Source organism: Streptomyces sp. NPDC046870, from assembly GCF_040704595.1.
Taxonomy (GTDB): Bacteria; Actinomycetota; Actinomycetes; order Streptomycetales; family Streptomycetaceae; genus Streptomyces; species Streptomyces argyrophylli.
The window spans coordinates 389,894-413,611 of the sequence record NZ_JBEYXM010000005.1 but is presented as its reverse complement, the minus strand read 5'-3'; the positions used below and the strand labels follow the sequence as shown (position 1 = coordinate 413,611).

14 protein-coding genes, 1 tRNA gene and 1 pseudogene are annotated in these 23,718 nt (G+C 73.5%); 10 read left to right on the top strand and 6 right to left on the bottom strand.

Annotated features, from left to right (window positions below):
* Positions 1-146: 146 nt before the first annotated feature.
* Positions 147-1,880 (top strand): annotated as a pseudogene (locus tag AB0946_RS15060) (SelB C-terminal domain-containing protein); the annotation flags it as partial.
* Between the two features lie 41 nt (positions 1,881-1,921).
* Here the strand turns inward: AB0946_RS15060 and AB0946_RS15055 are convergent.
* Positions 1,922-2,014 (bottom strand) — tRNA-Sec (locus tag AB0946_RS15055).
* A gap of 37 nt (positions 2,015-2,051) precedes the next feature.
* Here AB0946_RS15055 and selD point away from each other — a divergent pair.
* Positions 2,052-3,065, top strand: a complete 1,014-nt coding sequence (gene selD, locus AB0946_RS15050; RefSeq protein WP_366761012.1) for a selenide, water dikinase SelD — start codon at positions 2,052-2,054, stop codon at positions 3,063-3,065.
* 42 nt (positions 3,066-3,107) lie between these two features.
* On the opposite strand, the gene fdh is transcribed toward selD, so the two are convergent.
* A complete protein-coding gene (fdh, locus tag AB0946_RS15045) occupies positions 3,108-6,377 on the bottom strand; it encodes a formate dehydrogenase (protein WP_366761011.1) in 3,270 nt (1,089 codons plus the stop codon).
* 271 nt (positions 6,378-6,648) lie between these two features.
* Between fdh and AB0946_RS15040 the strand changes: the two genes are divergently transcribed.
* From AB0946_RS15040 to AB0946_RS15020, 5 genes are read left to right on the top strand one after another with little or no spacing between them, the layout of a single operon-like run.
* A complete protein-coding gene (locus AB0946_RS15040; protein WP_366761010.1) occupies positions 6,649-7,275 on the top strand; it encodes a cytochrome c oxidase subunit II in 627 nt (208 codons plus the stop codon).
* On the top strand, positions 7,272-8,927 hold the full coding sequence (locus AB0946_RS15035; protein WP_366761009.1) for a cbb3-type cytochrome c oxidase subunit I: 1,656 nt from the start codon (positions 7,272-7,274) through the stop codon (positions 8,925-8,927). The genes AB0946_RS15040 and AB0946_RS15035 overlap by 4 nt, the downstream gene beginning before the upstream one ends.
* Positions 8,924-9,283 carry a hypothetical protein gene (locus AB0946_RS15030; protein WP_366761008.1) on the top strand — a complete coding sequence of 120 codons (360 nt, stop codon included), beginning with the start codon at positions 8,924-8,926 and terminating at the stop codon, positions 9,281-9,283. Before AB0946_RS15035 ends, AB0946_RS15030 begins: the two co-directional genes overlap by 4 nt.
* 6 nt (positions 9,284-9,289) lie before the next feature.
* Entirely contained in the window at positions 9,290-9,814 is a 525-nt protein-coding gene (locus tag AB0946_RS15025; RefSeq protein ID WP_366761006.1) for a hypothetical protein, read from the top strand.
* Entirely contained in the window at positions 9,804-10,517 is a 714-nt protein-coding gene (locus tag AB0946_RS15020) for a haloacid dehalogenase type II (protein ID WP_366761005.1), read from the top strand. Before AB0946_RS15025 ends, AB0946_RS15020 begins: the two co-directional genes overlap by 11 nt.
* Positions 10,518-10,546: 29 nt before the next feature.
* Here the strand turns inward: AB0946_RS15020 and nrfD are convergent, their stop codons facing one another.
* Genes nrfD through AB0946_RS15005 form a run of 3 tightly spaced genes read right to left on the bottom strand, consistent with a single transcriptional unit; the run spans position 10,547 to position 14,235 of the window.
* The gene (gene nrfD / locus AB0946_RS15015) at positions 10,547-11,566 is read right to left on the bottom strand and encodes an NrfD/PsrC family molybdoenzyme membrane anchor subunit (RefSeq protein WP_366761004.1); all 1,020 of its coding nucleotides are present in this window, start codon (positions 11,564-11,566) and stop codon (positions 10,547-10,549) included.
* Positions 11,563-12,588, bottom strand: a complete 1,026-nt coding sequence (locus AB0946_RS15010; RefSeq protein ID WP_366761003.1) for a 4Fe-4S dicluster domain-containing protein — start codon at positions 12,586-12,588, stop codon at positions 11,563-11,565. Before AB0946_RS15010 ends, nrfD begins: the two co-directional genes overlap by 4 nt.
* A gap of 15 nt (positions 12,589-12,603) precedes the next feature.
* Positions 12,604-14,235: a cytochrome b N-terminal domain-containing protein gene (locus AB0946_RS15005; RefSeq protein WP_366761002.1), complete on the bottom strand. Its 1,632-nt coding sequence runs from the start codon at positions 14,233-14,235 to the stop codon at positions 12,604-12,606.
* 185 nt (positions 14,236-14,420) lie between these two features.
* Here AB0946_RS15005 and AB0946_RS15000 point away from each other — a divergent pair, with 185 nt between their 5' ends.
* The 3 genes from AB0946_RS15000 to AB0946_RS14990 all read left to right on the top strand — a co-directional run bounded on the left by AB0946_RS15000 (position 14,421) and on the right by AB0946_RS14990 (position 23,129).
* The gene (locus AB0946_RS15000; protein ID WP_366761001.1) at positions 14,421-16,130 is read left to right on the top strand and encodes a thiamine pyrophosphate-binding protein; all 1,710 of its coding nucleotides are present in this window, start codon (positions 14,421-14,423) and stop codon (positions 16,128-16,130) included.
* Positions 16,131-16,396: 266 nt separating this feature from the next.
* Positions 16,397-20,656 carry a HAMP domain-containing protein gene (locus AB0946_RS14995; RefSeq protein WP_366761000.1) on the top strand — a complete coding sequence of 1,420 codons (4,260 nt, stop codon included), beginning with the start codon at positions 16,397-16,399 and terminating at the stop codon, positions 20,654-20,656.
* A 94-nt stretch (positions 20,657-20,750) separates the two neighbouring features.
* Positions 20,751-23,129 (top strand): SpoIIE family protein phosphatase, encoded by a 2,379-nt coding sequence (locus AB0946_RS14990; protein WP_366761100.1) that lies wholly within the window; start codon positions 20,751-20,753, stop codon positions 23,127-23,129.
* A 21-nt stretch (positions 23,130-23,150) separates the two neighbouring features.
* On the opposite strand, the gene AB0946_RS14985 is transcribed toward AB0946_RS14990, so the two are convergent.
* On the bottom strand, positions 23,151-23,573 hold the full coding sequence (locus AB0946_RS14985; protein WP_366760999.1) for an ATP-binding protein: 423 nt from the start codon (positions 23,571-23,573) through the stop codon (positions 23,151-23,153).
* Positions 23,574-23,718 lie beyond the last annotated feature (145 nt).

Sequence of the window (23,718 nt, the reverse complement as noted above, 5' to 3'; positions counted from 1 at the left end):
CCGGGGTCCCCGTGGAAGCGTGGACGGTGTGATGCTGGTCGTCATGGGGCGCGGAAGGCCGGCCCGCTCCGGCGCCCGCGTGCGGTGAACGGCGCGAGGGCGAGCGTCCGGGGTGTGACGCCGGCCCCCTGTGAAAGGGAGGTGTGATGCGCGTTCTCGCCACCGCCGGGCACGTCGATCACGGTAAGTCCGCGCTGGTCCGCGCCCTCACCGGGATGGAGCCCGACCGGTACGAGGAGGAGCGGCGCCGCGGGCTCACCCTGGACCTGGGCTTCGTGTGGACCCGGCTCGGCACGGACCACCTCGCGTTCGTGGACGTACCCGGTCACGAGCGGTTCGTGCCGACCATGCTGGCCGGCGTCGGCCCCGTACCCGCCGTGCTGTTCGTGGTCGCCGCCGACCAGGGCTGGCAGCCCCAGTCGCAGGAGCACCTCGCCGTCCTGGACGCGCTCGGCGTCCGGCACGGGGTCCTCGCGGTGACCCGCAGCGACCTCGCCGACCCCGAGCCGGTCCGCGCCGACGCCGCCGAACGGCTGGCCGGCACCTCCCTGGGCAAGGTGCCGCAGGTCGCGGTCAGCGCGGTCACCGGCGCGGGACTGGACGACCTGCGCGCCGAACTGGCCCGGACGGCCGCCGAGTTGCCCGCACCCGACACCGACGCCGACGTACGCCTGTGGCTCGACCGGGCGTTCACCGTCCGGGGTCACGGGACCGTGGTGACCGGCACCCTCGGCGCGGGCACCCTGCGCGTCGGCGACCGGCTGGTCACCCCGGACGGATCGGCCGTGCGGGTGCGCGGCCTGCAGAGCCTGCACGAGGAGCGGACGGCCGTCGGCGCGGTGGCCCGCGTCGCCGTGAACGTCCACGGTCAGGGGGACACCGCCCTGGGCCGCGGCCAGGTCCTGCTCGCCCCGGACCGCTGGCTGAGCACCGAGGTGGCCGACGTACGGGTCACCGGGGAGCCGGTGGCCGACCTGCCCCGGAACGTCACCCTGCACATCGGGACGGCCGCCGTGCCGGTGACCGTCCGCCCGCTCGGCCCGGACACCGCCCGGCTCACCCTGCGCCGCGGGCTGCCCCTGCGGGTCGGCGACCGCGCGGTGCTGCGCGAACCCGGCGGCACCCGCCCGCCCTGCGGCGTCACCGTCCTCGACGTACGGCCGCCCCGGCTGGCCCGGCGCGGCGCCGGCCGGGCCCGCGCGGCCGAGCTGGAGACGATGACCGGCCGTCCGGACGGCGCCGCCGAACTGCGCCGCCGCAAGCTCGTCCGCCGCGCCGACCTGGAGGCGATGGGCGTCCCGGCGCCCGCCGACCCCGTCGCCGGGGACTGGCTCGCCGACGCGGCGCACTGGAGCCTGCTGAAGGACCGGCTGGCCGGCCATGTCCTGGAGCACGCCCGCGCCCACTCGCTGGACCCGGGCCTGCCCACCGAGGCGGCCCGCCGGCTGCTCGGACTGCCCGACCGCGCCCTGGTCGACGCGCTGGCGGCCGCACAGCCCCGGCTCCGGGCGGGGCAGGGCCGTCTTCACCCCGCCGACAGCTCCGGACCGGCCCTGCCCGCAGCCGTCCGCGCCGCCGTGGACGCCCTGCGCCGGGACCTCGCCCGCACCCCGTTCCGCGCTCCCGAGGCCGGGCGGCTCGCCGAACTGGGTCTCGACCGCCGGGCGTCGGCCGCCGCCGCGGCGGCGGGAGCCCTGCTCCGGATCGCCGACGGGATCGTGCTGCTGCCCGGGGCGGACGCCGACGCCGCCGCCGTCCTGCGCGCCCTGCCCCAGCCGTTCACGCTCAGCGAGGCCCGGCGCGCGCTCGACACCACCCGCCGGGTGGCCGTACCGCTGCTGGAGTTCCTGGACGCCCGCGGGTACACGGAGCGCGTCGACGACCAGCGCCGGCGCTGCCGAACGGTGCCGGGGGAGCAGAACGGAGGCGGACGGGAATCGAACCCGCCTGCCCGAGATCCTCGGGCACCTCGGTTTTGAAGACCGGGAGGGCCACCAGGCACCCACACGCCTCCACCGCCCGTCAGGCTAATGCCCCAGGAGACCACAGGTATGACAACGACACCGGCCCGTCAGGCGCCCGTACGGCTCACGCAGTTCGCCCACGGCGGCGGCTGCGCCTGCAAGATCCCGCCCGGGGAGCTGGAGGAGGTGGTCGCCGGGCTGACCGCGCCGCCGCTCGCCGGCGGCGACACCCCGCTGCTCGTCGGCCTCGCCACCGGCGACGACGCGGCCGTCGTCACGCACCGGGGGACCGCCCTGGTGTCCACGGCCGACTTCTTCACCCCGGTCGTGGACGACCCCTACGACTGGGGCCGGATCGCCGCCGCCAACGCCCTGTCCGACGTGTACGCGATGGGCGGCCGGCCGGTGCTGGCCGTCAACCTGCTCGCCTGGCCGCGCGACCGGCTCCCGTTCGACCTCGCCCGTGAGGTGCTGCGCGGCGGCCTGGACATCGCCACCGAGGCGGGCTGCCACGTCGGTGGCGGGCACAGCGTCGACGACCCCGAGCCCAAGTACGGCATGGCCGTCACCGGCATCGCCGATCCGGCGCGGCTGCTGCGCAACGACGCCGGCCGGCCCGGGCTGCCGCTGTCGCTGACCAAGCCGCTCGGCATCGGCGTCCTGAACAACCGGCACAAGGCCACCGGCGAGCGGTTCGCGCACGCCGTCGCCACGATGGCGGCCCTCAACCGCGACGCGTCCGAGGCGGCGCTGGCCGCCGGCGCCGAGTGCGCCACCGACGTCACCGGGTTCGGCTTCCTCGGCCATCTGCACAAGCTGGCCCGCGCCTCGGGCGTCACGGCCGTCGTCGACACCGCCGCCGTGCCGTACCTGGAGGGCGCCCGGGAGGCCGTACGCGACGGGTACGTCAGCGGCGGCACCCGGCGGAACCTGGAATGGGTGGCGCCGCACACCGACTTCGGGGACACCGACGCGGACACCCGGCTGCTGCTCGCCGACGCCCAGACCTCCGGCGGGCTGCTGGTCGCCGGGGAGGTGCCCGGGGCGCCGGTGGTCGGGGAGCTGGTGCCGCGCGGGGCCCACTCCGTCGTGCTCAGGTAGGACCCGCTCAGCCGCTCACCTCGGCCGCACCGTCCACCCGGCTCACGGTTCCGTGCCGGTGTGCTCGTCGATGCCCGCCCGGATGCGGTAGGCCCGCACCAGCGTCAGGGCCGCCGGACCCCGGGGCCGCCGGCCCGGGCGGATGTCGACGGCGAACGCCTTCGTCTCCTGGATGTGCGTGTTCGGGTCCAGGGACAGGTGCAGCAGCTCGTTGGCCGCGTCCCCGGTGCTGTAGCCGTTCGGACCCCAGTGGTACGGCAGCCCCACCTGGTGCAGCCGGCGGCCGTGCACCGTCAGCGGGGACATCCGGTCGGTGACCAGCACCCGCGCCTCGATCACACCCCGCGCGCTGACGATCGTCGCCCAGCCGGTGTGCGCCAGGCCCCGCTCGGCGGCCAGCTCCGGGGAGACCTCGCAGAAGAACTCCGGCTGGAGTTCCGCGAGGTACGGCTGCCAGCGGGACATCCCGCCCGCCGTGTGGTGCTCGGTGAGCCGGTAGGTGGTGGCCACGTACGGGAACACCCCGGCGCCGGGCTCGTCGCCGCTCGGCTGGTAGCGGTTGTCCGGGTGCGACGGCAGCAACTGCCGTACCGGATTGCGCTGCTGGTCGTAGAGCAGGTTCGGGAACGGGGAGTCCTGCGGTTCGTAGTGCGCCGGCAGCGGCCCGTCGGTGAGCCCGGACGGTACGTACAGCCACGCCTTGCCGTCGGCCTGCATGATGAACGGGTCCGTGCCGGACAGGGCCTCCGGCCCGGACGCGTCCTCGGGCGGCTCGTGGTCCGGCGCCTTGTCCTTCTTGAAGTCGGGCACGTCGTGCCCGGTCCACTCGCCCCGCTCGCCCTTGTCCGGGTCCCACCACACCAGCGCCTTGCGCTCGCTCCACGGCCTGCCCTCGGGGTCGGCGGAGGCCCGGTTGTACAGGATCCGCCGGTTGGCCGGCCAGGCCCACGCCCACTCGGCCGCCACCCAGTCCTGCTCCCGGCCCGGCTTGCGGCGGGCCGCCTGGTTCACGCCGTCGGCGTACACACCGCAGTAGATCCAGCAGCCGCAGGCGGTGGAGCCGTCGGGCTTCAGCTGCTCGTACGACGACAGCGGGTTGCCCTCGGCGTCATGGCCGTTGACCTCGGCGAGGACGGCCTCCGCGTCCGGCTCGGCGTGCCGGCCCCTCGTCGGGTAGTCCCAGGCGAGGTCGAGCACCGGCCGGTCCATCTCGTCGGCGGACCCGGCGAGCTTGTGCCGGATGATCCGCCCGAGGTGGTAGGCGAACCACAGGTCGCTGCGCGCCTCGCCGGGCGGCTCGACCGCCTGGTGGTGCCACTGGAGCAGCCGCTGGGTGTTGGTGAAGCTGCCGTCCTTCTCGGTGTGCGCGGCGGCCGGCAGGAAGAACACCTCGGTGCCGATGTCCTCCGTGCGCAGTTCCCCGGTCTCGATCTCCGGGCCGTCCTTCCACCAGGTCGCCGACTCGATCAGCGAGAAGTCCCGGACGACCAGCCAGTCCAGGTTGGCCATGCCGAGCCGCATCAGCTTGGAGTTGGCGTTGCCCACGGCCGGGTTCTCGCCGACGAGGAAGTAGCCCTTGCAGACGCCCTCCAGCTGGGCCATCGTCGTCTCGTACGTCGAGTGCGAGCCGGTGAGCCGCGGCAGGTAGTCGAAGCAGAAGTCGTTCTCCGCCGTCGCGGCGTCACCCCAGTACGCCTTGAGCAGGCTCACCAGGTAGGAGCGCATGTTGCCCCAGTAGCCCTTGTGCGTGGCCTCGGCCTCGACGAAGGCGTCCAGGTCCTGGTTCTGGTGGGCGTGCGGCATCGGGATGTAACCGGGCAGCAGGTTGAACAGGGTCGGGATGTCCGTGGACCCCTGGATGGAGGCGTGCCCGCGCAGCGCGAGGATGCCGCCGCCGGGCCGGCCGATGTTGCCGAGCAGGGTCTGCAGCACGGAGGCCGCCCGGATGTACTGCACGCCCACCGTGTGCTGGGTCCACCCGACCGCGTAGGCGAACGCGGTCGTGCGCTTGCGCCCGGAGTTCTCCGTGACCAGTTCGCACACCTGCCGGAACACGTCCTGCGGCACCCCGCAGATCTGCTCCACCATCTTCGGCGTGTAGCGGGCGTAGTGCCGCTTCAGCACCTGGAACACGCACCGCGGGTGGGTCAGCGTCTCGTCGCGCTCCGGCTCGCCCTCGCCGATCACCGCGCCACCGGAGCCGTGCGCCTCACCACGGGCCGCCTCGGTCACCGAACTGCCGGCGTCGCCGCGCTCGTCGTGTTCCTGGTCGCGCTCGCCGGAGGGCGCCTGGACCTCGGAACCCTCGTACTGCCAGGTGTGGTTGTCGTACGAGCGGCTGTCGGTGTCCAGGCCGGAGAAGACGCCGGCCAGGTCCTCGGTGTCCCGGAAGTCCTCCCGCAGGATTATCGGGGCGTTGCTGTACGCCACGATGTAGTCACGGAAGTACTTCTCGTGCCGGAGCACGTAGTTGATGATCCCGCCGAGGAAGGCGATGTCCGTGCCCGCGCGCAGCGGCACGTGCAGGTCGGCGAGCGCGCTGGTGCGGGTGAAACGCGGATCGACGTGGATCAGCTTCGCGCCCCGCGCCTTGGCCTCCATCACCCACTGGAACCCGACCGGATGGCACTCGGCCATGTTCGAGCCCTCGATGACGATGCAGTCGGCGTTCTGCAGGTCCTGCTGGAAGGTGGTCGCGCCGCCGCGTCCGAACGAGGTTCCCAGACTGGGAACGGTGGAGGAGTGTCAAACGCGCGCCTGGTTCTCGATCTGGATCGCTCCGAGCGCGGTGAACAACTTCTTGATCAGGTAGTTCTCTTCGTTGTCGAGCGTCGCCCCGCCCAGGCTCGCGATGCCCAGGGTGCGCCGGGTGCGGGTCCCGTCGACCTCCCACTGCCAGCCGTCCCGGCGGGCCGCGATCACCCGGTCGGCGATCATGTCCATCGCCGTGTCCAGGTCCAGCCGCTCCCACTCGGTGCCGTGCGGACGCCGGTACAGGACCTGGTACTCGCGGGCGTCCCCGGTGGTCAGCTGGAGGCTCGCCGCGCCCTTGGGGCACAGCCGGCCGCGCGAGATCGGGGAGTCCGGGTCGCCCTCGATCTGGGTGACCTTCTCGTCCTGCACGTACACGTTCTGGCCGCAGCCGACGGCGCAGTACGGGCAGACGGACTTCACCACCCGGTCGGCCGAGGCGACCCGGGGCGTGAGCCGTGCGCTGTGCCCGCTCTTCGCGGCGGCGCCGCGGCCGAGCGGATCCGTGCCGGTGAGCTGGCGGTAGACAGGCCAGGAGTCGATCCAGGTACGCACGCCCACGACTCCTCCTCCCGCTCGGTGCCCCGATTCTCCCGCACTCCTGCGGTCACGGCATCTCCGGCCGTGACCGACGACGAGGTACCCCCGCCGGGCCCGGCCAAACGGATCCGGCAGGTGTGAGTGAGACGTCCCGGGGGACTCCGCCGCTTGCGGTGTGTCGGCGGAAGGACCGGACGGGGTGCCCGTAATGTCCGGGTGGTCACGGTCCCGAACGAGTGACGGGAGCGATCGCGATGACGATCAGGCGCAGCGGGGCGACGGCGGTCGCACGGTGAGGCAGCGGCACGTCTTCGGGACCGTCTTCACACTGGAAGCCGTCATCGCGGGCGGTGTGTTCCTCGTCGTCCTCGCCGTGCTGGCCTGGTCGCTGGTGCGGCGGCGGACCAGGACGACCGAGCGCTCGGAACGACCGCGCGTGGAGGCGTTCTACGTCGGCGCCCTCGCCGCCTTCGCCGTCTTCCTGGTCGCCTGGACGGCCTGGCAGAACCACGAGGAACACCGCGCCGCCGCCCAGCAGCCCCTGCGCGTCGACGTCACCGGCTTCCAGTGGTGCTGGGACTTCCGCTATCCGCGGTCCGCGGACCACCGCCGGGTCACCGGCACCTGCAAGGGCAGGGACATGCCCACCCTCGTCGTCCCGACCGGCCGCACCGTACAGCTCCGGCTCACCTCACGGGACGTCATCCACTCCCTCTGGATGCCCGGCCTGCGCTACAAGATGGACGCCTTCCCCGACCACGTGAACACCTTCACGCTCACCCTGGACCGGACGGGCCGCTGGCGCGGCCGGTGCGCCGAGTTCTGCGGACAGCGGCACTGGAGCATGGACTTCTGGATCAAGGCGGTCTCCCCCCGCGAGTACGACCGCTGGGCGCACGGCGGGACGGCGACGGCATGACGCTCGCTGCGGACACCGACACCCAGCGCGACGACGCCGGCCGTCCCGTCCCGCCCGGCAGCTGGCTCGGCTGGATCTCCACCACCGACCACAAGCGCATCGGCCTGCTCACCGTCGGCACCTCCCTGGTGCTCCTGCTGGTCGACGGTGTCTTCGCGCTGCTCATGCGCGCCCAGCTCGCGCAGCCCGAGGAGACCTTCCTCGGCGCCCACCTGTACGACCAGCTGTTCACCATGCACGGCTCGGGCATGATCTACACGGTCATGACGCCGTTCGCCATCGGCCTGGGCGTCTACCTGGTGCCCCTGCAGATCGGCGCCCCCGGCATCGCCCTGCCCCGGCTGACCCTGCTCGGCTACTGGCTGTACGTGCTCGGCGCGCTCACCATGCTGGCCGGCTTCGCCACGCCCACCGGAGCGCACGCCGACGGCTGGTTCTCGTACCCGCCCATGGCCGACAGCGTGCACTCGCCGGGTACCGGCCCCGACCTGTGGATCGTGGGCGTCAGCCTCGCCGTGACCGGCAGCATGCTGATGGGCTGGGCGGTGCTGTGGACCGTACTGCGCCGCCGCACCCGCGGCATGACCATGCTGCGCCTGCCCGTCTTCTGCTGGTCGATGATCGCCACCTGCCTGATGGTGATCGGTTCCTTCCCGGCGCTGCTGGCCGCGATGGTGCTGCTCGGGGTGGGCCGCGCCGACCCGGACGTCTTCGCGTCCAACGTCTGGAACATCGGCTACCAGCACATCTTCTGGTTCTACGGCCATCCCGTCGTGTACGTGATGTTCTTCCCGTACCTCGCGGCCGTCGCCGAGGTGCTGGCGGTGTTCTCCGGCCGCCGCTTCTTCGGCTACCGGGGCACGGCCCTGTCCCTGCTGGTGTTCGCCGCCCTGTCGATGAGCGTGTGGGGCCACCACATGTTCGCCACCGGTCAGGCCGCCAACGACTACTACTCCCTGACCTCCATCGCCCTGCTGGTGCCCGCGGGTGTGGAGTACTTCGGCATGCTGGGCACGATCCTGGGCGGCCGGCTGCGGCTGCGCGTCCCCATGCTGTTCGCGCTCGCCTTCGTCCCGCAGTTCCTGATCGGCGGCCTCACCGGCATCATGGTCGGCACCCCGGTGATCGACTACCACGTCACCGACAGCTACTTCGTGGTGGCCCACCTGCACTACGTGCTGTTCGCGGGCAGCGCCTTCGGCCTGTTCGCGGCCGTCTACTACTGGTTCCCGAAGGTCACCGGCACCCTGCTGGACGAACGCATGGGACGCCTGCACTTCTGGCTGCTCGTCATCGGCACCAACCTCACCTTCCTGCCGATGTTCGCCCTCGGCTACCTCGGCATGCCGCGCCGGGTCGTCACCTACGCCACGTTCGACGGCTTCGGCCTGCTGAACCTGCTGGCCGGCATCGGCGCGGCCTTCCTCGCCGCGGGCATGACGGCGTTCGTCGTCAATGTGCTGTGGACGCTGCGCCGCCGCCACCTGGGCCGTGCCGAGCCGGCCGGCGACGACCCGTGGGAGGGCCATACCCTGGAGTGGGCCACCACCTCGCCGCCGCCGCGCCTCAACTTCCCCGCGGACCGCCCGCTGCCACCCGTCACGAGCTTCGCCCCGCTGCTGGACCGCGGGACGGGAGGGGGTACCGCATGAGACGGCACCTGCCCGCCGTCCTGGTCGCCGGCTGGGGCGTGCTCAACGGCCTGCTCCTCGTGGTGCTGGCGATCTACCGCGAGAACGCGATGACGTACTGGCTGTGGGGCGGCGTCGTCCTCGTCCTGGAGCTGTTCGCCCTCGCCGTCCTCGTGTCCTCCCGGGCGAGGGCCGACCAGCACGTCCGCTACCGGGTGCCCGACAGGGGCGCGGGGGGCGTGCTCCCCGGCGCGATCGGCCTGCTGCTGGTCGGGCTCTGCCTGGTCTACGGCCGCTGGCTGCTCGTCGTGGCCGTGCCGCTGCTGATGCTGTCCGTCGCCCTCGTGGTGCACGGGACGACGGCGCGGGAGAAGTGAGGCGCCATGGAGCACCCGGCGCACGCGTCCGTGGCGGCGATGGCCTCGTCGGCCGTCCTCCTCGCCGCGGTCGTCCCGGCGGCCGTCCGGTGCCTTTGGCCCTCTCCGCTGTGGGAGCGGATCAGCGTCCCGGCGGGCGTGGCCCTGCCCCTGCTGGTCCTCACGCACGCCTGGGCCGTCCTCGGCGATGTCGTGGGCCTCGCACCGCCCGGCGGCGCGCGGGTCGCCGAACCCGTCCTGCTCGCGACCGCGGTCCTGTTCTGGCTGCCGGCCGTCGCGCGCACCCGGCACCGGCTGGACGACCCGGGCCGCTGCCTGTACCTCTTCCTCGCCGCGCCGCTGCTCGACCTCCCTGCGGTGGGCATGGTCGCCGCCGGCCACAGCGCGGCCGGGCTCGCCATGATCGTCGGCATGCTGCCGGTCGGCGTCGCGGCCGCGGCGGTCACCTGGTCGTGGGTGAACCGCGAGGAACGAGAAGCGCTGGCCGACCCGGCCCGCCATCCGGGAGGAGGCGATCGCGTTGTCCGGTGACGGACGCCCCCGCGTCCTCGTGTTCGACGTCAACGAGACGCTCACCGACCTGTCCCCGCTCGCGGCCCTGATGGAGCGGGCCGGGCTGCCGCACCAGTCGCTCCCGGCCTGGTTCGCCGGTGTGCTGCGGGACGGGATCGCCCTGAGCCTGGCCGGCGGCCACGCGTCCTTCGGCGACGTGGCCCGTGACGGACTGCGGACGCTCGCGGCCTCGGCGCGGGGCGTGGCCGACCCCGAGGCGGCGGCGGAGCACGTCCTCGCCGCGCTGCCGCGGCTGCCCCTGCACGCGGACGTCCCCGACGGCGTCCGGGCCCTGCGCGCCGCCGGGTACCGCCTGGTCACCCTCACCAACGGCTCCGCCGGCACCACCCGCGCGGTCCTCGAACGGGGAGGACTGACCGACTGTTTCGAGACCCACCTCGACGTCGGGGCGGTGGGCCGCTGGAAGCCCGCCCGGGAGGCCTACGCCCACGCCGTGGCCGCCGTGGGCGTCCCGGCCGACGAGGTCGTGCTGGTGTCGGTGCACCCCTGGGACGTCGACGGCGCGGCCCGCGCCGGCCTCGCCACCGCCTGGCTGCGGCGCACCCCCCAGCCCTACCCGGCCACCTGCCTCCCGGCGGCCATCGAGGCCACCGGCCTGCCCGACCTGGCCGCACGACTCGTCGCCCAGGGGCAGCTGATCGACGGGGAGGACATCGGCTGAGGGATCGGCCCGTGCGCCTGCGCGTGCCGTCAGCCGTTCGCCGCCCGGAGCCTCTCCCGCTGGGGGACGACCGTGTAGCGGGGGTCCTCGGCGGAGGCCACCCCGGCGTGGAAGACGCCGAAGCGCAGCGCTGCCGAGCCGCCCAGGAGGGCCGCTCCCGCCGCGATGGCCGGACGCCGGTCCCGTACCCGGGCCGACAGCAGGGCGAGGGCGGCTCCGCCCGCCGTCAGGACCTCCGCCGCGCGCAGCAGCCGATGCGGCTTCCCCTGCTCGAAGGGCTCCGCGGTGAGCCCCATCCGCTGCTTCATCACCTGGAAGGCGCCCAGTTCCAGCACGGCCCCCAGCGCCGCCATCCGCCGTGCCGGCCCGGCCTGTGCGGGGGGCGCCGCTGCCAGGGCGAGGCCGGCGGCCGACGAGGCCGCCGAACCCGCGAACACGAAGGGCAGCTGCCGGTAGCCCTCGTGCCAGGACGGCACCGCCGTGTCCGACAGCAGCACCGCGGTGTACGTCGCCACGGCCGGGCCGAGAACGGCGGCGCCCGCCGTGGCGGCCGAGCCCACCAGCCGGTACCGGCCCGCCACCTCGGTCGCCGCGGCCGCCAGGGCCAGCGGCGCGTACCCGCTCAGGATCCAGGAGCCGACGCTCATCGGCGAGGTGGGCTTGAACACCCGGAGCATGTTCAGGAACCGGGCCGGGCGCCCCAGGTCGTGCACCAGTGCCGCCAGCGACAACGTGATGCCGCCGGCCGCGCCCAGCCTGGCCACCCTGCCGAGTGCCGGCCGCCCCGTGGCCCCGGCTCCCGCCGCGAGCAGCGAGGAGGCCCCGGCCAGCCCGCCCAGGTACAGATAGCCGGCGATGTCCAGCGGTTCCCAGGTCGGCTTGTTGAGGACGGGCTTGCCGTAGTACGACGAGAACTCGGCCTCCGGCACCATCGGCTGCTCGCCCCGCCCGCGCCGGCGCCGCCGGCGCCCCGCGTGCACCCCCGTCGGCGCCTCCCGGTCGGGCCGCGCGTGCCGCACCCCGTCCCGTGTCACATCGGATTCGCTCATCGCGGCCTCCGCACGAAGCTCCCGGCGGCGAGCGCGACCAGCGAGACGGCGGCCAGCGCCGCGTGCCGCCACATGTCGGGCAGGTCCCTGGTGGTGACCACCGGGTCCGGGGGCAGGCCGTACACCTCCGGCTCGTCCAGCAGGAGGAAGAACGCGCCGTCGCCGCCCACCCCGTCGTCCGGGCTCTCGCCGTACAGGCGGGCGTCGGTCACACCGGCCGCGTGCAGCTGGGCCACCCGGGCCCGCGCACGCTCCCGCAACTCCTCCAGCGGGCCGAACTGGATGGATTCCGTCGGGCAGGACTTCGCACAGGCCGGTTCCATGCCGACGCCGAGCCGGTCGTAGCACAGGGTGCACTTCCACGCCCGGCCGTCGTCCTTGCGCTGGTCGATCACGCCGTACGGACACGCCGGCACGCAGTAGCCGCAGCCGTTGCAGATGTCCTCCTGGACGACGACCGTGCCGAACTCGGTGCGGAACAGCGAACCCGTCGGGCACACGTCCAGGCAGGCGGCGTGCGTGCAGTGCTTGCACACGTCGGACGCCATCAGCCAGCGCAGCTCCGTCCGCCCGTCGGGGGAGACGGGCGAGATCTCCCCGGCGGGCGCGCCGGCGGGAGCCCGCTCCGGCGGGGGAGTGGTGGCGCCCGGCCCCGGGGAGGCGGGGCCGGTGCCGAGCCGGGACGCGGCGGCGAAGACGTCGACGTCCTCGTGGTCGTCGTGCGCGACCCCCGGTTCCTGTCCGGCGAGCGGCTTGCGCTGCTCGATGAAGGCCACGTGCCGCCAGGTGTCGGCGCCGAGGCCCTGGGTGTTGTCGTAGGACATGCCGGTCAGCAGGAGTCCGTCCTCCGGGACGGCGTTCCACTCCTTGCACGCGACCTCGCAGGCCTTGCAGCCGATGCACACCGAGGTGTCGGTGAAGAAGCCCACCCGCGGCGGGGCGTCCGGATAACCGGCCGCCCCGGCCACGTCCGGCTCCGGCCCGTACAGGAGGTTCCGGTGGCCCTCAGCGCCGTCGCTCATGCGGTGCCTCCTCGTTCACGACTCGTCCCCTTGCCCGGGCGCCTCGCCCGGAGCGGCCCGTACGACCTGGATCCGGCGCCTCTCCCAGGCGGTGACCGGCATCTCCACGCTCTTGGCGAAGTACCAGCGGCTGAGGGCGTTGCGCAGCCGGTGCCGGCGGAACCAGCGCCAGGCCTCCGCGCCCTCGGCGCGCGGCCGGGGTGTGTCCCGCACGAGGATGCGGTAGGCCTCCTCGCGGGACAGCAGCGTGTGCGCCTCCTCGTAGCCGCCGCCCGCCGTGCGCCGCACCTCGCCGGTCGCCCCACCCTCCAGGATCCTGCGCCGGTCGGCCGCCTGCAGCCCGAGGCAGGCCCGCTTGGTGACGTGGTAGGTCACGAACGGCACCGCGAACAGCGCGGTGCGGAAGGTCCGGGCCAGCAGGTCCACGTCCAGGGAGAACCGGTAGGCCAGCACGTCCTGCCCGCCCGCCAGCAGCAGCACGCCGTACGCCGAGACGGCGGCCGCGCCCAGGGCGGTGCGCGTGGGCTGGTTCCGCGGCCGGTCGCACGGGTGCTGCTCGGGCCGTGGCCCGGTGAGCCAGCGCTCGAAGAACGGGTAGCCGTACAGGGCCAGGAACAGCACCGCGGGCAGCGCCACACCGGGCAGCAGCACGTCCCAGGCGATCGTGTGCCCGGCGAAGTCCGTCTCCCACCCCGGCATCAGCCGCAGCGCGCCCTCCAGATAACCCACGTACCAGTCGGGCTGCGCGTCCAGGGAGACGTGGTCGGCGCGGTACGGACCGAAGCTCCACACCGGGTTGATCTGGAACAGCGCCGCCATCGCCGCCAGCACACCCGACAGGACGAAGAACAGGCCCACGGACTTGGCCGTGTACTGCGGGACCAGGGGCTTGCCGATCACGTTGCGGTTGGTGCGGCCGGGCCGCGCCCACTGGGTGTGCTTGTGGTAGACGACGAAGGTCAGGTGCGCGGCGACCAGCGCCAGCAGCAGCCCGGGCACCAGCAGGATGTGGGTCACGTAGAGCCGCGGGATGATCTCGTGCCCGGGGAACTGGCCGCCGAAGACGAGGAACGACAGGTACGTGCCGATGACGGGGATCGACAGCACGATGCCCTGCGAGGTGCGCAGACCGGTGCCGGACAGCAGGTCGTCGGGGAGCGAGTAGCCGCAGAACCCCTCCAGCAGGGCGAGCAGGAACAGCGTCACCCCGATGGTCCAGTTGACCTCCCGGGGCCGCCGGAACGCCCCGGTGAAGAAGACGCGCAGCAGGTGCACGCCGATCGCCGCGACGAACACCAGCGCCGCCCAGTGGTGCAGTTGGCGGACCAGCAGCCCGCCGCGCACGTCGAAGCTGATGTGCAGCACCGACGCGTACGCCTCGCTGGTGAGGGTGCCGCGCAACGGCAGGTACGAGCCGGTGTACGGCAGTTCCGTCATGCCGGGATGGAAGAAGAACGTCAGCCAGACTCCCGTCAGCACCAGCAGCAGCAGGCTGTACAGCGCCAACTCGCCCAGCAGGAACGACCAGTGGTCGGGGAACGCCTTGCGCAGGAACTCCTTGCCGGCCGACGCGACCGGCAGCCGGCGGTCCAGCGCGGTCACCAACCGCTCGCCTCGCCCCGCCTGCCGCTGCTCGGACACCGCCACCGCGCGCTCGCCTTCCGCCCGTGCTGGAACCCTCACTCCCGGTGCTCTGCTCCGAGCCTGGCACGGGTGCCCCCGCTCCGCGCGTTCGAAACGGTCCGGCCGGCGCGCGGCCCGGTTTGCGGGGGCCGGCGCGCGGCTACCCGGTGGCGCGGACGAGTGGGCGCCGTGTCCCCGGGGAGGCCTTCGTGGTGAACGTGTCCGAGGTGGTCGCCGCCCGGCTGCGGCACATGGGTGTGGACCGGGTGTACGGCACACCGGGGCTCGCGGTGGACCCGCTGGTCGGTGCCCTGCGCGGCGCGCCCGCGGCCCCCTGGTTCGTGCAGGCGCGCGGTGCGGAGTCCGCCGCGCTCATGGCCTGCGCGCAGGCCAAGCTCACCGGCGGCGTCGGCTGCTGCCTCGCCCCGCCCGGCGCGGGAGTGCTGCGGCTGCTGGGCGGGCTGTACGACGCGGCGGCCGACCGCGCCCCCGTGCTGGCCCTCGTCGGCGCCGACCCGGCCGCGCGGCACATCGGCGGCCGGGCGGTGCGCCATCTGGCGGAGGTCTCCGTGTACTGCGAGGAGGTGTCCGCGCCGGAGCTGATGGACGACGCCCTGTACCGGGCGGCGCGGGCCGCGCTCACCGACCGGGGAGTGGCGAGCCTCGTCGTGCCCCGTCCTGTCCTCGCCGCCCCGGCGCCCGGAACACCGCCCGCCGCCCCGCCCGGTCCACCGCACCCGCGACCGCCCGCCGAGGAGGACCTGCGCCGCGCCGCCGACGTGCTGGACGGCGCCCGGAAGCCCGTCGTCGTGGGGAACGCGGGCCGACAGGCGTCCGGCCAGGTGGCCGAAGTGGTACGGCTGCTGGGTGCCGGCGTCGTCACGACGGCCCTGGCCCGGGACGCGCTGCCCGACGACCTGCCGTACCTGGCCGGTGTGGCGGGCCCGCTCGGCAGCGAGGCCGCCGCGACCCTGCTGCGGGAGTGCGACACGCTGCTGCTCGCCGGCGCCGAGGACCTGGACCCCGCCCTGCTGCCCCGCCCCGGCCGGTGCCGGATCGTCGCCGTGGACCCGGAGCCCGGCGACTGCCCGCTGCCGGGCGGGGCCCCGGCCGTCCGGGTGACCGGCGACGTCACGGCCTGCCTGGAAGCACTCGCCCCGCTCCTGCGCCTCGCCACCGACCGCTCCTGGCGCGGCCGGGTCGAGCAGCTCGTCGGCGCCTGGCGCGACGAGGGGGCGGCCAGGTCCCGCCGCTACTTCGGCACGTCGGTCAATCCGCGTTCGGTCGTCGCCGAGCTGTCGGAGCGGCTGCCCGACCGGGCCGTCGTCGTCACCGACTCCGGCACCTCACTGGACTGGTGGACCCGCCACCTCCGGCTCCGGGCCGGCATGCGGTCCCTGCTCTCGGCCCACCTCGGCCTGCCCGGCGCGGCCGTCCCCTACGCCGTGGCCGCCCGGTTCGCCGCCCCCGACCGGCCGGTGATCGCCCTGGTCGGCGACGGCGCCCTCCAGGGCGGCGGCCTGAACGAACTGCTCACCGTGCGCCGCCACCTCGAACAGCTGGCCGGGCTGCCCCCGCTGGTGTTCTGCGTCTTCAACAACGGCGACCTGAACCGGCTGACCTGGCAGCGCCGGGCCGCCGCCGGCGACCCGCTCATCCCGCTCTCCGCAGAGGTCCCCGCCCTGCCGTACGCCGAGTGGGCGCGCCTCGCCGGACTGCCCGCCGTCCGCTGCGACCGGCCCCGGCACGTCGGCTCGGTCTGGGCGGACGTGCTCGCCGGGCGCGGGCCGCTGCTGCTGGAGTTCGTGGTGGACGGCGAGACGCCACCGGACTGGGCGTCCGCGGTGGGCCGGGCGGACGAACCCCGCCCGGCAACGCCCGGCACGCCCCTGACGAGATTCCTGCGCGTGTCCGGCTGACCGCGCCCTTGGGCAAAACCCATGCGCGTACCCGCTCGACGCGCCTTCACACCTGTGTGGAGCCGGTGAATTCCATGGGTGCCGAGGGTTGGCCGGATGCTTTGTCCGAGGCCGTGATGGTGGGTTAGCCTGCGACGTATTTTTCTCATCATGCAAATCCGTGAACTGCGGAAATGCACACACCACCGGCCGGGCCGCGCTGTGCTCCCGGCCGCGGTTCCGAGCCCTCGCCGCGGGGGCTCTAGGGGAGCGGATCGAGGGTGCGCATGGCCGGCAAGGCGACCGGGACGACCGAGGCTGTCCCGGGTGACCACGAACTGAGAATGCTGCTCGCGGGACTGACCGCGGTGCGCGACGGGGACTTCGGCACCCGGCTGCCGGACGACTCCACCGGGCTCATGGGCGACATCGCCACCGTCTTCAACGGCATGGTCGACCAGCTGTCCGTGTTCACCTCCGAAGTCACCCGGGTGGCCCGCGAGGTGGGCACCGAGGGCACCCTCGGCGGGCAGGCGCAGGTGCCGGGCGTCTCCGGGACCTGGGCCGACCTCACCGACTCCGTGAACGCGATGGCGGGCAACCTCACCACGCAGGTCCGCGACATCGCGCAGGTCGCCACGGCCGTGGCCAAGGGCGACCTGTCCCAGAAGATCGACGTGCCCGCACGCGGTGAGATCCTGCAGCTGAAGGAAACCGTCAACACGATGGTGGACCAGCTGTCCGCCTTCGCCGACGAGGTCACCCGGGTCGCCAAGGAGGTCGGCACCGAGGGCCGGCTGGGCGGCCAGGCCCAGGTCCCCGGCGTCGCCGGCGTGTGGCGGGACCTGACGGACTCGGTCAACTTCATGGCCGGGAACCTGACGGCGCAGGTGCGCAACGTGGCGCAGGTCACCACCGCGGTGGCGCAGGGTGATCTGTCGCAGAAGATCACGGTGGACGCGCGGGGCGAGATCCTGGAGCTCAAGAGCACCATCAACACGATGGTGGACCAGCTCTCCGCGTTCGCCGACGAGGTGACCCGGGTGGCCCGCGAGGTGGGCACCGAGGGCAGACTCGGCGGTCAGGCGGACGTCAAGGGGGTCAAGGGCACCTGGCGGGACCTGACGGACTCGGTCAACTTCATGGCCGGGAACCTGACGGCGCAGGTGCGCAACGTGGCCCAGGTGGCCACCGCGGTGGCGCAGGGTGATCTGTCGCAGAAGATCACGGTGGACGCGCGGGGCGAGATCCTGGAGCTGAAGAACACCATCAACACGATGGTGGACCAGCTCTCCGCGTTCGCCGACGAGGTGACCCGGGTGGCCCGCGAGGTGGGCACCGAGGGCAGACTCGGCGGTCAGGCGCAGGTGCGCGGGGTCGCCGGCACCTGGAAGGACCTCACCGACAATGTCAACGTGATGGCCTCCAACCTCACCGGCCAGGTCCGCTCCATCGCCCAGGTCGCCACCGCCGTCGCCAAGGGCGACCTCTCCCAGAAGATCACCGTGGAGGCCAAGGGCGAGGTCGCCGCCCTCGCCGATGTGATCAACACCATGGTCGACACCCTGTCGGCGTTCGCCGACGAGGTGACCCGCGTGGCCCGCGAGGTGGGCACCGAAGGCCGGCTCGGCGGACAGGCGCACGTGCCCCACGTGGCCGGCACCTGGAAGGACCTCACCGACAACGTCAACTCCATGGCCAACAACCTCACCGGCCAGGTCCGCAACATCGCGCTGGTCACCACGGCCGTGGCCAAGGGCGACCTGTCGAAGAAGATCGACGTCGACGCCCGCGGCGAGATCCTCGAACTGAAGACCACCATCAACACGATGGTGGACCAGCTCTCCGCGTTCGCGGACGAGGTGACCCGGGTCGCCCGGGAGGTGGGCACCGAGGGCCGGCTCGGCGGGCAGGCCGAGGTCGAGGGCGTCTCCGGCACCTGGAAGCGGCTCACCGAGAACGTCAACGAACTCGCCGGCAACCTCACCCGTCAGGTTCGCGCCATCGCCGACGTCGCCAGCGCCGTCGCCGAGGGCGACCTGACCCGCTCCATCACCGTCGACGCCTCCGGTGAGGTCGCCGACCTCAAGGACAACATCAACTCCATGGTGGAGTCCCTGCGCGAGACCACCCGGGCCAACCAGGAACAGGACTGGCTCAAGACCAACCTCGCCCGGATCTCCGGCCTCATGCAGGGCCACCGCGACCTGCCGGTCGTCGCCGAGCTCATCATGGACGAGCTGGTGCCGCAGGTGTCCGCCCAGTACGGCGCCTTCTACCTCGCCGAGGAGCACGAGTCCGGGCCCGAGCTGCGGCTCGTCGGCTCCTACGGCCGGCCCGAGGAGGACACCCGGCCCGTCCGCATCGCGTTCGGCCGCTCCCTGGTCGGCCAGGCCGCGCGCAGCCGCCGCACCATCGCCGTGAACGAGCTGCCGCCCGGGTACGTCACCATCTCCTCCGGGCTCGGACAGGTCGAGCCGACCGCGCTGCTGCTGCTGCCGATCGTCTTCGAGGAGCAGGTCCTCGGCGTCATCGAGCTGGCCGCCGTCACCCCGTTCACCACCGTCCAGCGGGACTTCCTCCAGCAGCTGGTGGACACCATCGGGATCAACGTCAACACCATCGTCGCCAACGCCCGCACCGACGAACTGCTCGAGGAGTCGCAGCGGCTGACCAGCGAACTGCAGTTCCGCTCGGAGGAGTTGCAGGCCCGGCAGGAGGAGCTGCAGCGCTCCAACGCCGAACTGGAGGAGAAGGCCTCGCTGCTGGCGGAGCAGAACCGGGACATCGAGGCCAAGAACCTCCAGATCGAACAGGCCCGGCAGGAACTGGAGGCGCGCGCCCAGCAGCTGTCGCTCGCCTCCAAGTACAAGTCCGAGTTCCTCGCCAACATGAGCCACGAGCTGCGCACACCGCTCAACAGCCTGCTCATCCTGGCCCAGCTGCTCGCCCAGAACCCCTCCCGCAACCTCACCCCGAAGCAGGTCGAGTACGCGGGCATCATCCACTCGGCCGGCTCCGACCTGCTCCAGCTCATCAACGACATCCTGGACCTGTCCAAGGTCGAGGCCGGCAAGATGGACGTCAGCCCCGAACGGGTCCCGCTGCGGCAGCTGATCGACTACGTCGAGGCCACCTTCCGCCCGATGACCTCGCAGAAGAGCCTGGACTTCACCGTCACCACGGCCCCCGGCGCCCCCGCCGACCTGCTCACCGACGACTCCCGGCTCCGGCAGATCCTGCGCAACCTGCTGTCCAACGCGGTGAAGTTCACCGAGCAGGGCAGCGTCGAACTGCGCGTCGAACCCGCCGGCGACGACGAGGTGCCCGGCGGCGTGGTACGCGGCGGAGCGGTCGTCGCCTTCCGGGTGAAGGACACCGGCATCGGCATCCCCGAACAGCAGCTGGAGACCATCTTCGGCGCGTTCCAGCAGGCGGACGGCACCACGAGCCGCAAGTACGGCGGCACCGGGCTCGGTCTGTCCATCACCCGGGAGATCGCCCACCTGCTCGGCGGCGCCGTCACCGTGGACAGCACCCCCGGCCGGGGCAGCACCTTCACCCTCTTCCTCCCCGTGGCCCGGCCGGACTTCGACGAACTCCTGCGCAACGGCCGCGCCGTCCCGAAGGCCGAGCACGGGGCCACGGACGCACCGGACGGCGGTCCCGTCCAGCAGCGGCCGCCGGTCCTCGCGCGGCGGGAGCGGCCACGCCGGCTGCTCGTCGTCGAGGAGCGTCCGCGCGGACTGCTGACGCTCGTCGCCGAGAGCGTGGTCCGGGACCTGGAGACCGGCCGCGCCGACGGCGACGGCGCGCCCGTCGACATCATCACCGCGGTCGGCGCCCAGGAGGCGGCCGGTGCCCTCGCCGCCGAACCCTGCCACTGCGTCGTCGTGGAACTCGGCGTGCCCGACGGGGAGTCGGCCCGGTTCCTTGAGGCGCTGCGCGCCGACTCGGCCCTGACCGGCGTCCCCGTGCTGGTGCACGGCTCGCACCGCACCGAGCCCCCCGTGGAGGACACCGCGGGCGGTTCGCTGGAGTACCTGTTCAGCCTGGACGAGCTGCGCGAACGGATCGCGCTGCACCTGTCCGCCGAGGAACCCGGTGAGGTGCTCACCCTGGTCCGCGGGGACGAGACCCAGCACACCGCACCCCAACCGGTCGACGAGCACACCCGCGGCCGTACCGTCCTCGTCGTCGACGACGACGCCCGGAACCTGTTCGCGCTCAGCGGCATCCTCGAACTGCACGGCTTCCGCGTCCTGCACGCGGAGAACGGCCGCAAGGGCATCGAGACGCTGCTGCACAACCCGGACGTCGAACTCGTCCTGATGGACGTCATGATGCCCGAGATGGACGGCTACACCGCCACGGCCGAGATCCGCAAGATGCCGCAGTACGCCGACCTGCCGGTCATCGCCGTGACCGCCAAGGCCATGCAGGGCGACCGGGAGAAGAGCCTCGCCTCCGGCGCCAGCGACTACGTCACGAAACCGGTCGACACCCATGACCTCATCGCCTGTGTCCGACGCTGGCTCCCCGCATGATCACGGCCACGAGCACGGTACAGTGCGCCCGCCCCACCGCAGGCCGAGGAGTACCGATCCGGTGAACGCGTACGAACCGGGCACGCCGGCAGACGTGCCCGCCCAGCTCCCCGCCGCCGACGCGCCGTCGTCCGGCGTGCCCGCCACCACCCCGGTCGGCCGGCTCGCCGCCACCGTGGAGCGGCTGCGCCACGAGGTACGGACGGCGCAGGCCGAGGCGGAGGGCCGGGCGCTGATCGAACTGGCCAAGGGCATCCTGATCGAACGCCTCGGCTGCGGCCCCGCCCAGGCCGCCCGCCAGCTCGCCGAACTCACCGAGCAGGCACAGGTGACCCCGCTGGAGTTCGCGGTGGACGTCATCAACCAGGCGGCCCGGGACCGCGTCGCGGAGGTCACCGAGGCGTTCCTGTCCGCCGCCGCGGACCCGTCCGGGCCCGTGGAGGGGTCCGCCGCCGTACGGCTGCGCGCCGCCGAGAGCGGTGTCCTGGCCGCGCACGACACCCAGGCGATGGCAGATTCCCTGCTCGACCACGCCCTGCGCCCGCTGGGCGCGGTCGCCGTCGCCATCTGGTCGGCCGGCTCCGACGGCTCGCTGACCCTCGCGGGCAGCGCCGGTTTCCCGCCGGGCGAGGCGGCCCGCTGGCACTACGTCCCGCCCGACGTGGCCACCGTGGCCCGGCGGGGCCTGACCGAGCCCGACGGGCAGTGGCTGCCGTCGCTCGCCGGGTCCGGGCTGCCCACGATCGGCCGCCGCGAGTACGCCGACGGCGCCCGGATCGCCGTACCCGCGGGGGCGGGCGGCCGGATCCACGGCGTCCTGGAGATCGCCTGGCCCAAGCCGGAGGAGCCGCTGCCGCGCCCCGTCGTCCGGCAGGTCGAAGCCCTCGCCGAGCTGTGCGCGCACTCCCTGGAGAGCTTCGTGCCGCCGCCCGGCACCTCCCCGGAACCCGGGCTGCTGCCCGACGTGGTCGAGCTGATGGACCTCGCCGACGGGCTGCACGACCCGGCCCTGGTGCTCGTGCCGCACCTCGACGACACCGGACAGCTGGTCGACTTCCGCATCCAGCACGTCAACAGCCGCTTCCTGGACCCGGCGGGCCGGCCCCGGGCGGTGGTGGGCGGCGCCCTGCTGCTGGAGGCCTACCCGATGGCCGCCGGTGACAGCGAGCTGTTCCAGCGGGTCGAACGGGTCTACGCCACCGGCGAGCCGTTCCGCGCCCGCCGGATGCGGCTGACCGCGCTGGTCGACCAGGTGCCGCTGTCCGCCGTCGCCGACATAAGCATCAGCCGGCACGGCACCAGCCTGCTGCTGATCTGGCGCATCGAGGACGAGACCGCGCGGCTCGCCAGTCTGCTCCAGCACGCCCAGCGGCTCGGCCGGATCGGCGGTTTCGAGGAGAACCTGCTCACCGGCGAGATCACCTGGAACGGCCAGCTGTTCAGCCTGTACGGCCGCCCGCCCACGAGCCCGCCGGTCGCGCTCCAGGACCTGCCGGCCCACGCCCACCCCGACGACGCCGTCGTGCTGCGCCGCTTCCTGCGCACCGTGATGCACCACCGCAGGCCCGCCTCCGCCGCCTTCCGGCTGCTGCGCCCGGACGGCGTGACCCGGCACATCCGGGTGGTCGCCGAGCCCGTCCTCGACACCGCCGGCCAGCTCTTCGGCCTCCGCGGCGCCTACCAGGACATCTCCGCCCAGCACTGGACCGAGGTCGCCCTCGCCGCGACCCGCGACCAGCTGGCCCACACCGAGCAGCAGGCCCTGGAGCGCAACCGGCTCACCCTCCAGCTCCAGCACGCCATCATGCCCCCGGCCCAGGCCCCGCTGCAGGTGTCCGGCCTCCAGGTGGCGGTGCGCTACCGGCCCGCGGAGACCGAGCACCTGGTCGGTGGCGACTGGTACGACGCCGTGGTGCTGCCCTCCGGGCTGGTCCTGCTGTGCGTCGGCGACGTCGCCGGGCACGGCATCGAGGCCGCGACCAGCATGGTCGTCCTGCGCAACGCGCTGCGCGGCCTCGCGGTGACCGGCGCCGGCCCGGCGCAGCTGCTGTCCTGGCTGAACATCGTCGCGCACCATCTGACGGGGGCCGTCACCGCGACCGCCGTGTGCGGCCTGTACGACGGCGAGCGGCGCACCCTGCGCTGGGCGCGGGCGGGCCATCTGCCGCCGGTGCTGGTCCGGGAGTCGGACGCCACCGCGCTGCCTCCGGTCAAGGGCCTGCTGCTGGGTGCCGTCCCGGAGGCGCGCTACGAGGAGACGGAACTGCAGCTGGCCGCCGGGGACACCCTGCTGATGTACACCGACGGCCTGATCGAGCGCCGGGACCGCTCGGTGGAGGAGTCGGTGTCGCACCTGCTGGAGACGGCGCGCGCGGCGCCCAGCACCCTGGACCAGCAGCTGGACCGGCTGCTGACCTACAGCAGGTCGGACACCGACGACGACACCTGCATCGTCGGCATCAGGGTCGCCTGACGGCCCGGCGACCGCCGGCCGTCAGGCGGTCGCCGGACCGAGCGGCACGGTCGCGGTGACCCGCTTCCCGCGGGTCAGCCAGGTCACGTCCAGGCCGCGGGAGATCATCGCCACCAGGTGCAGGCCGTGGCCGCCGACCCGCCGGGGATCGGGGGGACGCCGCCGCGGCGGTTCCCCGGAGGTGTCCGTGACGGTGATGCGCAGCGCGGTGGCGTCGGGCAGCAGCTCCAGGCCCAGTGCGCACGGGCCGGGCGCGTGCTTGGCCGCGTTGGTGACGAGTTCGCTGACGACGAGCTGGGCATCCTGCAGAGGGCGGCGCCCGGGTGCCGGCCGCGCCCGCGCCAGCAGCGCCGCGACGGCGTCTCTCGCCTCGGCGATGCTGGAGATGCCGGTGTCCCAGGTGCGGCTGTAGCGCAGCGGCCTGGGGCGGTCCTGCGTCGTCACGTGGGTCCTGAGCGGGATGTCCATACCTCGTTGCCCTTTTCCTCTGGGGTCAGGGGCCCTTCCTGTGCACAGGGGGGTCGTGCCGTCCCTGGTCGGTTACCCCCTGGGCCGCCGGTCAAGGGGACGTCGCCCAGGAATCCTCCGG